The sequence below is a fragment of the Planococcus sp. VCh962 genome (assembly GCF_057748275.1).
Genome location: NZ_JBYLHS010000001.1, coordinates 601427 through 616003, shown reverse-complemented (window position 1 = coordinate 616003; position 14577 = coordinate 601427). Strand labels below are relative to the sequence as shown.

13 protein-coding genes and 1 pseudogene are annotated in these 14577 nt (G+C 41.7%); 2 read left to right on the top strand and 12 right to left on the bottom strand.

Features of this window, described 5'->3' with window-relative positions:
- Positions 1 to 138 precede the first annotated feature (138 nt).
- A complete protein-coding gene (locus AC3AQ9_RS03205) occupies positions 139 to 984 on the top strand; it encodes an SDR family oxidoreductase (protein ID WP_488306006.1) in 846 nt (281 codons plus the stop codon).
- Between the two features lie 222 nt (positions 985 to 1206).
- A complete protein-coding gene (locus AC3AQ9_RS03200; protein WP_488306005.1) occupies positions 1207 to 1383 on the top strand; it encodes a hypothetical protein in 177 nt (58 codons plus the stop codon).
- Between the two features lie 304 nt (positions 1384 to 1687).
- Here AC3AQ9_RS03200 and AC3AQ9_RS03195 read toward each other — a convergent pair whose 3' ends face one another.
- The 12 genes and pseudogenes from AC3AQ9_RS03195 to AC3AQ9_RS03140 all read right to left on the bottom strand — a co-directional run bounded on the left by AC3AQ9_RS03195 (position 1688) and on the right by AC3AQ9_RS03140 (position 13537).
- Positions 1688 to 2194 carry a DinB family protein gene (locus AC3AQ9_RS03195; RefSeq protein WP_488306004.1) on the bottom strand — a complete coding sequence of 169 codons (507 nt, stop codon included), beginning with the start codon at positions 2192 to 2194 and terminating at the stop codon, positions 1688 to 1690.
- Positions 2195 to 2495: 301 nt separating this feature from the next.
- Complete coding sequence (locus AC3AQ9_RS03190; RefSeq protein WP_488306812.1) at positions 2496 to 2750, bottom strand: aldehyde dehydrogenase family protein; 255 nt, start codon at positions 2748 to 2750, stop codon at positions 2496 to 2498.
- Between the two features lie 39 nt (positions 2751 to 2789).
- Positions 2790 to 3569, bottom strand: a complete 780-nt coding sequence (locus AC3AQ9_RS03185) for a 2-keto-4-pentenoate hydratase (RefSeq protein WP_488306003.1) — start codon at positions 3567 to 3569, stop codon at positions 2790 to 2792.
- 20 nt (positions 3570 to 3589) lie between these two features.
- Positions 3590 to 3679: pseudogene (locus AC3AQ9_RS03180) on the bottom strand (acetaldehyde dehydrogenase (acetylating)); the annotation flags it as partial.
- Entirely contained in the window at positions 3672 to 4919 is a 1248-nt protein-coding gene (locus AC3AQ9_RS03175; RefSeq protein ID WP_488306002.1) for an MFS transporter, read from the bottom strand. The pseudogene AC3AQ9_RS03180 and the gene AC3AQ9_RS03175, both read right to left, overlap by 8 nt.
- 181 nt (positions 4920 to 5100) lie before the next feature.
- Entirely contained in the window at positions 5101 to 5346 is a 246-nt protein-coding gene (locus AC3AQ9_RS03170; protein ID WP_488306001.1) for a hypothetical protein, read from the bottom strand.
- A gap of 3 nt (positions 5347 to 5349) precedes the next feature.
- Positions 5350 to 6174, bottom strand: a complete 825-nt coding sequence (locus AC3AQ9_RS03165) for a DODA-type extradiol aromatic ring-opening family dioxygenase (RefSeq protein WP_488306000.1) — start codon at positions 6172 to 6174, stop codon at positions 5350 to 5352.
- A 17-nt stretch (positions 6175 to 6191) separates the two neighbouring features.
- Complete coding sequence (locus AC3AQ9_RS03160) at positions 6192 to 7079, bottom strand: alpha/beta fold hydrolase (RefSeq protein WP_488305999.1); 888 nt, start codon at positions 7077 to 7079, stop codon at positions 6192 to 6194.
- Positions 7080 to 7098: 19 nt separating this feature from the next.
- Entirely contained in the window at positions 7099 to 9291 is a 2193-nt protein-coding gene (locus tag AC3AQ9_RS03155) for a hydantoinase B/oxoprolinase family protein (RefSeq protein WP_488305998.1), read from the bottom strand.
- Positions 9288 to 11447, bottom strand: coding sequence for a hydantoinase/oxoprolinase family protein (locus tag AC3AQ9_RS03150; protein WP_488305997.1), 2160 nt, complete (start codon positions 11445 to 11447; stop codon positions 9288 to 9290). The genes AC3AQ9_RS03155 and AC3AQ9_RS03150 overlap by 4 nt, the downstream gene beginning before the upstream one ends.
- A 42-nt stretch (positions 11448 to 11489) precedes the next feature.
- A complete protein-coding gene (locus AC3AQ9_RS03145; protein ID WP_488305996.1) occupies positions 11490 to 12479 on the bottom strand; it encodes an ABC transporter substrate-binding protein in 990 nt (329 codons plus the stop codon).
- 164 nt (positions 12480 to 12643) lie between these two features.
- Positions 12644 to 13537 (bottom strand): LysR family transcriptional regulator, encoded by an 894-nt coding sequence (locus AC3AQ9_RS03140; protein ID WP_488305995.1) that lies wholly within the window; start codon positions 13535 to 13537, stop codon positions 12644 to 12646.
- Between the last annotated feature and the right edge of the window lie 1040 nt (positions 13538 to 14577).

Here is a 14577-nt window from a genome sequence, read left to right as displayed (position 1 = left end):
CTGTCAAGCCTTCTTGCTCATCTCCCCGTGATATACTGAAGAAAACACTGCTTGACTGACCTAACTTCTAAAGGATTTCGGTTTTAGATGATTATGTTTTAATCGAACAACAGAACTAGATGGAAGGCGGTGAACCATATGGCGGTTTTGGTAACCGGTTTTACGGGAAAAGTCGGCCATGAAGTGGCAAAAAGCTTAAAGAAAAGAGGGGTTCGCATCAAATGCGCTACCCGGGATGTGAAAAAAGCTCACCAACGCTTTGATGATGCCTATGAGTTCGTCCAGTTGGACTTTGCCGATCCAGCAACATTTGCTCCTGCACTCCAAGGAATCGATAAAATTTTTCTGATGTACCCGCCAGGAGAAAAGCTGCATTTCGAAAAATTTCTGGAGGAAGCGAAAAAAAGAGGCATCCAGCATATCACCTATCTTTCTGTAAAGGACGTCCAGTTTCTGCCATTTATCCATCATTTTAAAAACGAAAAGCTGATTAAAAAGCAAGGCATCCCTTATACTTTTATTCGGGCGGGCTATTTCATGCAAAACCTGAACGATTTTTTGTGCATGGAAATAAAAGAGCGGCAGCGTATTTTTGTTCCTGCAGGCAAAGGAAAAACCAGTTTCGTCGATGTACGCGATTTGGCAGATGTGATTTCTTTGTCACTTCAAGAGTCCCGGCAACACCAAAACAACGCCTATACCGTGACTGGCGCGGAGGCAGTGGATTTCTTTGAAGTGGCGAACAGGATGACCAAAATTTTGGGTAAAACCATCTCTTATGCAAATCCATCCTCAAAAGAATTCAAAAAACATATGTTAAGCAAAGGGCTAGACACAACATTTATCAATGTGGTCATCGGCATCCATTTCCCTACTAAATTGGGGCTGGCTAAAGGAATCAGTACTGATTATGAAAAATTGACTGGCATGAAGCCAACTAAACTGGAGAAGTACATTGAAGATTATCAAGACGCTTGGAACTAAATAAGGGGCTGGGCAGTCGACTTAGGAAAACAAGGCTGAGGCTGAAATTCGGATTTTTTAAATACAGCGTGAAGAACAAAACCTGCCTTGATAGCAAGTGGATTTTCTGGGATATTGTGCTAAAATTCAATAAATCATTCATTAGTTAATCCAACTTTATTCCATCAGTTTTTAATGGCTCAGACTTAACCACTATCACGATTCAAGAAAGGAAGTGCGTGAATGGTATGGATTTTCTTTGTTCCGGTGACTGTCCTCTTGGCATTAGGCACGCTGATCGAATGGAAACGAAAAAGAAGAAATGACTATTCCCATAAGGGCATCAATATTCATGCAAGACCTGGAGAAAGTTCGAACTATAAAATGGGGGATAATAATTATACCAGCGGAGGAGAATGAACATTATCTTGTTGTATTGAGGGCCGTTCGAATGTTGATGTTTAACCTGGGCATGGATGTCCAGGTTTTTTCATTTAACCAAACACCAAGTTCAGAGCCTAAAAGTGAACCGGATCAATAGCTATCCTTTTCAGGATTCATTTCACGCTTAGACTCCATCTTACTGTTTTTTAATCTCTGCATAATAATCTGCAGTTTTATTGATTTCTGATACTTTGAAGATTTCTACTGATTGATCAGAAAAACAGGGGCTTTTTATTCTCTCCTTTTGTAAAAGTGAAAAGGGCAGTTGCCGGTTCCCAACTTAGCTGTTCTCCCTTATATAACTTTCCAGCTCTTCTTTCTGGCGCAAATGATGGCGACTATGCATTTCGACTAAATCGTACCATTCCTTCGCATTAAGCCACCCGAACCCTCCGTGCTCCACTTTCTGTTGCGGGTTGATGGTATCCACTTTCGTTTCCCATTGTGCTACTCTTTCAATTACCCCTTCCACTCTACTAATCAGCTCTTCTTTGCTATCTGAATTGTTGGGAGGTGCATTCATTTCATCCGGCAGTCTGATTTTTACTGGCGGAAAACCGCCATCTCTGACTAATTGCTCACCAGATCGGGTTTTCCCGAGAGGCTGGTTCTCATTTAACGCAGCACATGTTTCCATGTTGTCGAGGTACTCATGCGCGACCAGAATGATGTGGTCATACATCTGTCCAATAGACCAAACACCTTCAGCAGGAATACGCTTCAGCTGCTCCGGCGTATAATTGTTGAGGTCGTTTTTGAAAGTGATCAGCAGTTCTTTGCCACTCATCTAATCCCTCCTCCAAAATAATTATTTGAAATCTGATTTTTAAGTCTTTTTCACAAGCGATTATATCATGTCTGGGTAATAAGCATCTTTATTTTTTGGACAATCAATACAAACAGACATAAAAAGTAAAGAGACAGCCTCAAACAATTGCCAGGTGGCTTAAGGCTGTCCTATTTCAAATTAACGGCAAAAGGAAGCATGCGAAGTAAAGATTATCGCTATTATTTTAGCTATTGGAAAATTGTTAATCTGTTTGTATGTTAGTCATTTCACCCTGCCAGTTATGCATGAAACACCCAGTTTACCATTCCTTAATTCGAATAAATTTTGGCAACATGTATTCTTTCAAGCTATCATTGCTACTTTCTAAGCCCAATCCGGATTGCTTATGGCCACCAAACGGCATTGTTGGAGTTAAAGTTGAACATTCATTAATCCAAGTAGCTCCTGCATCCAAACGCTTTGCGATTGATTTCGCAAGTTCTAAATCTTCAGCCCATATAGAAGCCGCTAATCCAAAATCAATGCTATGTGCTCTTTGGATTACTTCGTCAATATTTCCTTATTCTTACAGCATCCATTGTTAACAATATAGTCACTTGAAATTTACACTTACTTCTCCTAAAATATCAAACTTCGCTGTAAAAGTATCCTCCTTCCCAACAGCAATCATTCCAGACAAAGCACCTGAAAGAATGATTTCTCCTGCCTTCAAAGCAACTTGATAATCCATTAAGCGATTTGCTAACCATGCCACACAAGTCACAGGATTTCCGAGTGCAGCTGCTCCAGTTCCCTTATTGATCACATTTCCATTTTGTAAAAGCTCCATGTGAATACTCGGCATATACAAGTTTTCAATTGGTGTTTTTTGACTGCCTAATACGAACAAACCTGATGAGGCATTATCCGCTACTGTATCTGGCAAGGTAATGTCCCAATTCTCAATGCGGCTATCAACAATTTCTAGAGCTGGCACTACGTAATCTGTCGCCTTTAATACGTCTTGTTCTGTTATATTTGGTCCCGTTAAATCTTCCTTTAATATAAAAGCAATTTCACCTTCGATTTTAGGCTGTATTAAAGTTGAAATATCTACCGTTCCATTTGTTTCAACTATCATATGGCTTAATAGATGGCCAAAGTCCGGTTCATCCACTCCAAGCATTTGCTGAACCACTTTAGATGTTAAACCGATTTTTTTCCCGATAATCCGGTTTCCTTGTTGGACTTTTTTATTGATATTTTCTAATTGAATTGCATAGGCCTCGTCAATGGTTAAAGAAGGATCTGTTTTCACACCTTTCTTGATGCCGCTCTTTAAATTTTCTGCTTGTATTAACTGGGAAGCAAATACATTCACTTTATTTTTCATCTCGATACCTCAAGCTTTTTAAGTTCCAGTTTATGTGAGCGCTTTAATATCAATATTAAATCAGTTCCAATGTTGCCTGAACCAATGACTGCAGCTTTGGCTTTAGACATATTGTATTTCCTCCTCTTCTACCTCTTTCGCTACTTTAACTGGGGCAGTTTCTTTCAAGAATAAAGAAACGAAACAGGCGACTGCCGCACCAAAAGAGCTGATAAAGAGGGGTGCCGCTAGTCCCCAAGCATCCGCAGCCATCCCGGTAATGATCGGACTTAATACTCCGCCAATAATTTCAGTAGCAGCAAGGATGAATCCCATTGTTGCTGCTGCGTATTTAATCGGAACTGACTCGGAGGGGATAATGGTTGTCAGCATCGCCAATGCACCAATGCCGGCTACAGAGATGAAGAGCAAAACAGCCATCCATACAATATTGTTAACGTAAATGATCACGAATGGAGTAAATATTGTTAAAAGCATGAAAGCGAATGTAGCCGGTTTACGTCCCACACGGTCTGAAATTGCTGGAACAATGAATCCCCAAAATGCAATCCCTGCTCCAAAAGCAGCCATTATAATACTCATCGTACTTGCCGACAATCCTTTTACATTCAATAAATACAATGGTGAAAAGATGGAGAACGGCAGCAGGAATACCCATAGGCTGCATGCAATTACAAGGCATAGCCAGACGTTCCGATTCTTCATGACATTTTTTAAACTGACTTTTTCGGCTTTGGCGGTTGCAGGAATTGATTCTTCAGGATTTTTATGAGGATTTTTTACCGTTTTCCAGATGAAGAAAGCAATGACAAGACCAGGTACAATAGTCAGATAAAAAGCAGTTTTCCAATCAAACGCATTCGCTAAGGCGACAATTATCAGTGGCGCCAATAGTCCGCCAAATACACCATAGGATGTTCCTGTTGTAAACCCTAAGTTAAATCCTAAACGCTTCTTGGACGATTCTTGTGCCAAAATAGATGAACTGATAGGGATGATTGGTCCTTCAGCGAATCCCATCAATAACCGGAGGATCAATAATGAACCGAACGTTGCAGCTAGACCATGTGCAAACGAGAGTAATGAGAATAGCAGTACAAAAATCAATAGAATAGCTGTTTTACTTTTCGCCTTTTCGGATAAATAGCTGACAACGGGGCTCGAAATTGCCCAAGTGACAGCTAGAGCAGACGACAGCATACCGATTTGAGTATTAGTCAAATTAAAATCATCTTGCATATATGGAATCAGGAAATTGATTGCCAGCCTGTCAAAAAAGACGAATCCAATTGCAAAGAAGAAAATCATGACCAACTTATTCTCATAACTCAAAAATTTTCGGTTTTCCATTTGATCACCCTATCCTAATTTATTTTGACACTACTAAGTGGCTGTTATGCCGGAATCTAGTTATGGCCACAAACCGAAGCTGGGTAAATGTTGGGTCATGCAAATTTCCAAACTGTCTTGGCTACTAAAAAAGGCTTAACGCCATTGCTATTGACGAAAGCCTTAATTAAAGTACAAACACCTACATTCCTTCCCTGTAAAGCCTTTTGATATCTTTTTTCATTATTATCGAGAGATGCATCAAGAGAAGTGGATGGACGCCTGCTTCATAGAGCTTCGTAGCGTTGCAAGTCACAACAGCTTCTTTCTCCTCATGAGACAATCCACATTCTTCCAAAATAGATGTGTCCCCTTCAAGAAATTTGGCGCTTTTTTCTTCATCCTGTGAAATTTGAGACAGCAGATTATTAATCCGAAAAGCGTTCATTTTTTATTCACCGCCCATAAAATCCATTATCCCGATTCCGGTTGCCCATTCCGCAACTGGTTCGTAGCAAAGAAGTTCACGTTTTTCATTCGGAACCGCCCCTGCTACTGCGACCCAACAACGAATTTCTAATGCGCCATTCCCGGCTTCTTCCAGGATGTCTTCATTTTTCAATTGCTGGATTTCATGATTTTGATTTTTTAATAGTTTGTCTATAAACTGATTGTCAAATTCTTCTGCAACATCGCCCATTCGTGGTACAGCCACCCAATGGGATAAACCGCCCGTAGCGATCAGAGCAACTTTCTTATCTTCTTTCCATTCGCTTACTGCTTGAGAAATCATCTCTCCGAAACGGTACATTCTTTTCAAAGGAGAGATGGGCAAAGTGGCCGAATTAATGAAGATCGGCACAATTGGAATATCCATTTGCGGCATTAAATAATGCAGCGGCGCGATAAATCCATGATCCAATTTCATTTCATAGGAAGATGACAAATCAAAGTCATTTTCTAAGCCGAAAGACAACAAGTGCATCGCTAATTGTTGATTGATATCTACATCATATTGCGGAACCCCTGCGTCTCCCCAGCCTTTTCCTTTATCACCGATCCCAATCGAAATGGAAGGCATATTGTCGAAAAAAAACGTTTTTACATGGTCTGAAGAAAGGACAATGATGGTATCCACTTCCTTTTCCTTCAGTCGCCTTCCCAATTCAGAAAAAGCATTAAAAACATTTTCCGCTTGCTCTTTCGGCGCTTTGTCTTTCGCCCTCACCATTAATGCAGTATGTGATACTGCCCCTGCTGCTACAAGTTCAGCCATAGCAATCCCTCCACTTCCTATACGATTTTTACTGAAGTTTTCAAGCTCTGTATGAATTGTCGAATCAAATTGTCAAATTCCTCAGGCTGTTCGTATTGCGGCCAATGTCCACAGTCTTCCATTAAATCAAATTTTGCACCTTCCACCAATTTGCTCGCGCGTTCACCCGTTTGCCAAGGTGTACTTGGATTATGCCGAGTCCAAACAATATAAGTCGGTACACGGAAAGCTTGAAGATGTTCTGGTTTGATATACCATTTCGTTGCACGTTCGGGATCCATCATCGCCTGTATTTTCGGCTGGATGGCTTGCCACTCGGGATTTGAGTATAAACGATACCGCATTTCCACCAATTCATCTGTGATTGATTTTTTAGGTTCATAGAACAGCCACTTTAATCGCTCCCTGACAGATTCACGGGTGATCCCATCTGAAGAAGAACGTTTGCTTAAATTACGCAGACTTTTTAGCGCATCTGATCTTGTAACATCAAAATCATCGACCAAGAGCCCGGCTCCAGTTACGGAGATGAACGAATGCACCAGTTCCGGATTATGGTAAGCCAACCAAAAACTGACCCATCCACCGAGTGATTCACCAACAAAGTGAGCCTTATCAACGCCCATGGCTTTCATTAAATCCTTTAAATGATTAACGTAATCCGGAATTTCGTAATCGCAATCCGGTTTATCGGTTAAACCATGGCCCAACATATCTACTGCCACCACATGATACTGGTCAGCTAAAGTCGTGACATTTTTATAAAATGCTTCGGCATGTCCCCCGATGCCATGAAGCAGAAATACCGTTTCTCCATGGCCAGCTTCAAGGCAACGGGTTCTCACACCTCCCGCATCGTAATAACTAATCTGGCCTCCAAGAAAATCAATCCAAGCAGTATTCATCTGATTATCTCCTTCCTTTTCAACTAGTTGATAGGCTGATATCATGCAGTGGAAGCGTTCCTTTGCGCTTTACTTCCACAAAGTGTGCGATGCCGCAATTTGGGCAAGCATATTCATGCATTTCAAGCTCTTCATGGAGCTTTGCCCGTGTACCGATGTTTTTTGCTTCAATTTGCTTGCCCCCTAAATAGGATTTCACATTGTCTGCCAAAGGGGCAATGTTATAATCGCAGCCGCATTGAACATATTGTTCCTGGCCGATTTTGACACGTTTGAATGATTCACCTATGGGACCTAGTACAGTTGCTGTTTCTTGTTGAAGATCTTCTGATAATCGCTTAACTGCCTTATATGCTTTCCGCTCTTGGCGCTTTTGCTGCCGAAGTGTCTCTGTTTCGCCATAGTCGATGCTGTCTTCTACAATCGCGACATCAAATAATAGCTCGGCGGTTTCTTTTTGATAGACGCCACTTTCAACATCTTGGCGCACAAGTTCTGGATCGCGCATGATAGCGTCTCCCCAGCCTCCACCACCTTGCCAGGACCATTCGAAAACATCACCCGGTTGAAAGAATATCGGCCCCGGTTTGGCTGTTAATCGTTCTGCTTGTGCTTGCAGCTCACTTGGATTTGAAACCCATTCGCCGTTTTCCAAGCGGCTCTGAATATCGGTTGTGCGATACATCGTCCGGACAATCGAGGAGCCTGGTTTTGCCCCCCATAAGCCAAAAGCGTTCGGTACTTCTAAGCCGTGTGCCATCGGAATGCCCATTAATTGTTTTGAATCATGAACTTTGAATGCTGAACCGACAGACATGCCTCCCCGATTGCGGCCAGCACCAGCAGTATCCGCTATATATTTACGGTACAAGTACAGGATCGGCGTTCCATTTTCCATAAATTCAACATTCGGAATTTTTTGGGCAGGAATATGGTGGCAGCCTCCTGCATCGATGCCATCCCGATGTCTGAATGCCCCTGCACCAGAGGCCATTTGTTCCGTAAAGGTGTTTCCAAACCGCTCATTATATTGATTGAGTCCCGTGACATTCAATAGATCTGCACCGCCGAAATATGATGCATGTGCTTCTCCGATAAAGTCATCTGTACAAGCAAGCATTTTAGAAATCGCTTCTACTACAAGTGATTCAATCAGCCACATTACACTTAATGTCGCATGCCCTACTGCAGCTGGCCATTTCGCATTGCATATCAACCCTTCCGGAGCAATGATATCCACTTGCTCCAACACACCGTCATTCCATGAGATATCATATGCGAGCAGTGGCAGCATCCCTGAGAAAATCCCGCCAATCAAGGCGCTTTCAGTGCAATTGGCAAAACCTGGTGTCTGTTCGGAAGAACCACTGAAATCGAATGATAAGCGATCTCCCTTTTTTGTCAATTCCAGCGAAATATGATAAAGCTTATTACTTTGGCCATCATGGTCCAAATAGTTTCTTGAACGATAGATTCCATCCGGTAATTGAAGTAGCCGTGCCGCGATTTTTTCTTTAGTTAATTGAATGATTTCTTCAAATACAGTATGGATCGTCGCACAACCATAACGGTCTACAAGCTGCAGGACTTGTTTGATCGCCACCCGATTTGCCGCTGTCATTGCCCGAAAATCCAAACTGAAGTTTTTCGGCAAGCGGCTCATGCCGGATATCATATTCAGTACATCGGTGCGCAATTTTCCCCGTTCAATAATTTTTACAGGAGGTATAATCATCGCTTCCTGATAAACTTCTGTCGCATGCGGTGCTAAACTGCCGAACACCATTCCCCCAACGTCCAATTGGTGCAGACAGGCGCCAGCCCAGCCAATGCATTCACCTTCGTAGAAAATCGGTGCCAATACCCCCATATCGGGTGCGTGAAGCGCTCCTTTATATGGGCTATTGACCACGAACATATCGCCTTCATAAATGCCTGGGTCTTCTGCACAGTCCTTCACAATATGCTCCAGCATTTTCACTAGAGAGCCTGTATGCGCGATGACTGTTTTGCCCATTGTGACAATATTGCCATCGCGTGTAAAAATGCCGACGTTAAAGTCTGCCGCCTCTACTACGACCGGTGAACCGGATACTGATCGCAGTGTGATAGACATCTCTTCTGAAATAGCTACTAACCGATTGCGCAGTACTTCAAATGTGACCGGATCTACTTTTACTGTTTCGATTTCATCAGGCATTAGCTTTTTCAATATACAGCCTCTCCTTTACTATGGATTTGAATGTGTGCTGCCTCCGTTTGTTTAGCTGTGATAATCGTATTCAAATATTCATCGATCCGGGCCATTTGTTTGGGACCGACAACGACTGTTGTCCCTGGATGTACAATTATAGCTGGCCCTTGAATTTCATCATGCGGGCTTAAGTCTTGCTCGTTGTAGATGTAGGTAGTCACGAAATCGGCATCTTCCAAGTAATATACTTGGCGTTCACCATATGGTTTCGCTTCTTTTCCGTGCTTATTTTTTACTTTGGCAATAGTGGCTTTGGGAATCGGAGCACGTCCATTGATGCGGAAACCTGTTATTTCAACACCCGCTTCACGGTAGCCCGTTCCTTGGCCGTAACGTTCTTCATATTTTTCTTCGAAATAGGCAATCATATCGTTTACCCGATCCGGTGTTATGTCTCCTTCTTTTACTTCTATCGTTAACTCATGGAATTGACCACGGAACCGGACATCAATTAACCGGATCAATTTGATATCTTCTTTTGAGATAAATTCATTTACTAAAGCATCCGTTGCTTTTTGTTCCAGTTGTGCAAACAGCCCATTAATATCATCTGCTGCAATGAAATCCGAAGCTTTTTCAAACATCGGTGCCGTTTGCAGCCGGGCAGACATATAATATGACCGCTGAATATCGGAAGTGCCTGTTCCGTAAGCGGAATGAACATTTGCTGTATAAGGTACGACAATCGCTTTCACACCACTTTCAGCCCCGAAGCTATAACTGTGTACTGGACCGGCGCCGCCATAAGCGAATAAAACGAAATCACGCGGATCGTGCCCTTGATTAATCGTGGCTTGGCGCAATAGATCAGCCATGCGATTATCTGAAATGGTTCGAATACCGGCTGCCGCTTCGACAATACTCAGGTCAAGCGGTTCTGCGATTTTCACACGGATCGCTTCCTCAGCCTTCTTTTTATTCAGCTTCATATTCCCGCCTAAGAAATTGTCGGGATCAATCAACCCCAGTACAACATCTGCATCTGTAATCGTCGGTTCTGTTCCGCCTTGATCGTAGCAAACCGGTCCCGGCAGTGCACCCGCGCTTTCTGGCCCTACGAATAAGCGCCCATTTTCAACATAAGCGATACTGCCGCCGCCAGCACCGATTGCTTTCACTTTGACACGCGGCTGAACAACATGATAGTTTCCGATTTCCGATTCATTGCTGATGAGTGGTTTTCCATCAATAATCAATCCCACATCAAAGCTCGTCCCGCCCATGTCAGAGGTAATGACATTCGCAAAGCCCATTTGCTGCGCCAAGCGCAAACTGGCTAATACCCCGCCTGCAGGACCGGATGTAAGCAGTGCCACTGCTGTTTCACGTGCTTCTTCAGCAGGAATGACGCCGCCATTGGAGTTCATGATTGTTAAAAAGCCATTAAAGCCTTTCGCTTTTAATTTATCTTCTAAATTCGTCACATATGATGCAATACTCGGTCCGAGGTAAGCGTTGATTGCTGTTGTTGCTGTGCGTTCATATTCCCCTAACACCGGTGCAATCTCTGAAGAAATTGATAAAAAAACGCCTGGCGCTTCTTCTTGTACAATGCGTTTTAATAATTGTTCATGTTGAGGATTGGCGAAAGACCACAGCAGACTTACAGCAATCGCTTCTACGCCTTTTGATACCAGCTCCCGAACTGCTTTGCGTGCAATTGCTTCTTCTAAAGGAACAATAATTTCCCCTTTGTAATCTACTCTTTCTGGAACTTCGACAATGAGTTTCTTAGGAATAATCGGATCTGGCATTTTGCGGATGCTATAATGCGTTATTTTTTCTTCTAAGCCGGTCCATTGGCCCATGGAACGTTGAATCAGCAGCGTATCGTCAAATCCTGCGGTTGTAATCAGGCCCGTTCTGACCCCTTTTCGTTCAATAAACGCATTCGTAGCTGCAGTCGAGCCGTGGCCAAAATACCGAACTTTCTTTAGGAATTGCTCATCAGACAACCCAAGGTCTTGTGCAGCCATCGTTACCGCCTTCATGATGCCGATACTGCGATCTTCAGCCGTTGTATGCGTTTTATACATTTTCAGTTGGCCTTCTTCATTCATAACAATGGTATCTGTGAATGTTCCCCCTGTGTCTGTTCCGATATAGTATGTCAAATGAAATTCCTCCCCTTTGTGCATCTCATACACTGCAGCAAACTATATCACGTACTCTTCTAAAGTAGTTTTGGAGAAAATGTCTTCCACTTTCAGTTTCTGTTTGATGAGGCCGTCTTCATAGGAGTATTGAAGCAATGTTTCCAAGGTTTTGCGGTTTTTCTCTAAACCGTATGGCCAAAAATCTTCACCTAAGATTTTGCGTGTCTGCTCCAATTCAGGTATCAGCCAAGGGATAGTCGCCTTTAATGCAGCGGTTTGTTCATACCCCTCATAAACCAGGTCCTTTGATTTTACAAAAGCTTGATACAAGTTTTGTGCTACCCAAGGATGCTTTTCTAGAATTTCATTTTTAATGGCAACAATATGCATTATTGGAAAAATGCCAGTCTCTTTAAAATATTCTTTTTCAACGGATACATAATCCCCAAAAAGGCGTTTCACATTTGGCGAGCCTTTTAAAAAGCTTGATGGCGCTCGAGGGCCAATAAACGCATCAATTTTCCCTTCTTCCAATAACCCATTCAACGTCTCAAATTCACCAATCGGTTGAATCCGGATATCGCTTGGCAAATCAACTTGCACTTTTTCAACACGTCCAGGCTTTTCTTCGCCGCCGATGAACCATTCCACATCGGATCGTTTTATGCCATAGCGATCATTTAAAATACCGCGGATCCACACACAGGCTGTCAACTGATATTCCGGAATTCCAATTTTTTTGCCAATCAGATCCTGCGGCTTCGTTATCCCGGAATTTGTGTTGATATAAATACCTGAATGCCGGAACATCCGGGATAAAAAAACCGGAATCGCGGTAAAGTTAGGGATCCCTCTATCTTTCGCAATCAAATACGACGACAGTGATAATTCTGCTACATCAAATTCTTCATGGCGCATCATCCTGAAAAACGTTTCCTCTACCGGCATATTCAGCCAGTTCAACTCAATTCCTTCGGCTTGCACGATGCCATCTGTTAATGGCCTGATTCGATCATAATCCCAACTACCAAATGATAATGGCATTTTCATTGATTTTTCACCTCAGCTATTTTTAATTGTAAAAGGAAGAAATGGTAGATAATTTCAGCTTAATTAATAAATTCTAATGTAAAGCGTTTACAAATTTATGTTATCACACGATTCTGACAATTAAAATTTCAATTAAATAGTGTATAGTTGAGATTTGTCTCATGTCAGTTAGCTAATTCATTTTTGATTGACTTGATAAGCTCCCGTTCTACTGGCAGAAAATATTTATGGGGGCGATAGGCTAAATAGATATCCCCATGAAGTTTAAGAGTATCAAATGCAACTTCTTCAAGAATTCCGAGCTTTAGCTCATCCTCTACTGCAAATCGGAAATTCATCCCTAATCCAAGTCCGGCACGCACAGCTTGTTTTGTTCCTTCTGGATGCCCCACTTCCATGACAATATTGGAACGAGAGATGCCATGCAATTCAAGGGCCTGATCAATGATTTTTCGAAACTGTGTTCCTTTTGGTGCACAAACAAACGGCAGTTGCTCAAAATCCTTTAATGTCGAAGCCGCAAATTCAACCTTCCGATGCGGTGCAACCGTCATGACAATTTCTTCCGTCCGAATATGTTCATAAATTAAATGCTCCGATTCCATTTTGACCGGTACAATGCAAAAGTCCAATTCACCAAGTGCAGTCAATTTCAAGGCTTCGTTGCTATTATGAACTTGCAAATTTAGATGCAGCTCTGGATATTGTTCTTTGAACCGGCTGACAATCTCCGGTAAGACATATGTACCTAAGTTAATGCTCCCAGCAAAGCTGATTTCACCAGATTTTGCTGTTTTTACATCTTGCACCGCCACATGTAATTTATTAAATTCATCCAATATGTTTACCACATAGCTATAAACTACGTGGCCTGCCTTTGTCGAAACGATATTGCGCCCTCTTCTTTCAAACAATTCCACCCCGAAATACTTTTCCATCACCCGTAATTGATGGCTGACCGCTGATTGAGAGATAAACATTTTCTCTGCAACATCTTTCACACTTTCTTTTTCATAAAGTATTCTTAAAATTTTCAAATTGTAGAGTGATAAATTCATTTCGCACCTCCAAATCTAAATTTGCTTCCCCGAGTAAATACTTAGTATATTATAAAAAATTTAAAAATAGGAGATTGTCAAAAGCGTAGAGAGCGGCATCTTTTTCTGATGAGAGTCTTTAAACATCGCCTCCATTTCTTTAAGAGCTTGATCGAATCTCAAAAGGCAGCTGGTTGAGAAGTTCTGGTTGCAAATTTCAGCTGGAAGAGCGAGTGAAGAAATTAGGTAATGCTTTCTTTTTTTCAAAATCTTGCATGAATAAGGGCATAAATTAAGTCAATGGCTAGCCTCTCTTCATTAAATGAAGCTAAGTGACTTAATTCTACAAGAAAAGGTCTCCCTATTTCTATTTATACTTTTACACATAATAATTTTTACGCTTAAAAAGTTGGTAAAATATATTGAATTAGCTTTCCTAAAAGTATACTTAACAGACAAAAGAGGAAGAGCATCACTAGTCAAGGTAATGCTCTTCCTCTTTTGTATTAATGCTGCTTTTAGCATTTGCTGCTTTGGCTTTGATATTTTTTATGCCGAAAAAGCCAAAAGAGAAAGAAGTTACAATTGCTGTCGAATCGTAAATAATCGAAACAAAAAACAAGTTCTGCTTTTTGGGTAGAATTTGTTTTCATGTCTAATCCATTTGTATACAGGCTGTTAAATATAACTGTAGGCTTGGTTTCCCGGCGAATTCATCCTGACTTTAGGATTGAAGATTCCTTTTTCAGAAGCCACTAACTTTCCATCCATCATTAGCCTTATACTTGTTGCCACTTTAAAAGGTAACTTGACACCGCAAAGAAATGTAAATCAGCGTATTCGAGGAAGAAGAACTGCTCAGCCAGTAAATTAAAGTGGACATTAAGAAAGAGAATGCGATTAAAGTAATCGCATTCTCTGAGCTTGTAGACAAAAGAATATACTTTCAATCAAGTGAATAACTATCAAAAATAAGGTTTTCCGCTGCGGAACCTGAAATGAAATAAAAACCAGATGCCGCTTCTTCTCACTTGTCTGAAAAGCGACATCCCCAACCGATC

What these genes read in the sequence shown, in the direction of transcription:
- AC3AQ9_RS03205 (WP_488306006.1), top strand. Translation starts at nt 139, where the DNA reads ATGGCGGTTTTGGTAACCGGTTTTACGGGAAAAGTCGGCCATGAAGTG.
- AC3AQ9_RS03195 (WP_488306004.1), bottom strand. Translation starts at nt 2,194, where the DNA reads ATGAGTGGCAAAGAACTGCTGATCACTTTCAAAAACGACCTCAACAAT.
- AC3AQ9_RS03170 (WP_488306001.1), bottom strand. Translation starts at nt 5,346, where the DNA reads ATGAACGCTTTTCGGATTAATAATCTGCTGTCTCAAATTTCACAGGAT.
- AC3AQ9_RS03140 (WP_488305995.1), bottom strand. Translation starts at nt 13,537, where the DNA reads ATGAATTTATCACTCTACAATTTGAAAATTTTAAGAATACTTTATGAA.
- AC3AQ9_RS03145 (WP_488305996.1), bottom strand. Translation starts at nt 12,479, where the DNA reads ATGAAAATGCCATTATCATTTGGTAGTTGGGATTATGATCGAATCAGG.
- AC3AQ9_RS03165 (WP_488306000.1), bottom strand. Translation starts at nt 6,174, where the DNA reads ATGGCTGAACTTGTAGCAGCAGGGGCAGTATCACATACTGCATTAATG.
- AC3AQ9_RS03175 (WP_488306002.1), bottom strand. Translation starts at nt 4,919, where the DNA reads ATGGAAAACCGAAAATTTTTGAGTTATGAGAATAAGTTGGTCATGATT.
- AC3AQ9_RS03160 (WP_488305999.1), bottom strand. Translation starts at nt 7,079, where the DNA reads ATGAATACTGCTTGGATTGATTTTCTTGGAGGCCAGATTAGTTATTAC.
- AC3AQ9_RS03185 (WP_488306003.1), bottom strand. Translation starts at nt 3,569, where the DNA reads ATGAAAAATAAAGTGAATGTATTTGCTTCCCAGTTAATACAAGCAGAA.
- AC3AQ9_RS03200 (WP_488306005.1), top strand. Translation starts at nt 1,207, where the DNA reads ATGGTATGGATTTTCTTTGTTCCGGTGACTGTCCTCTTGGCATTAGGC.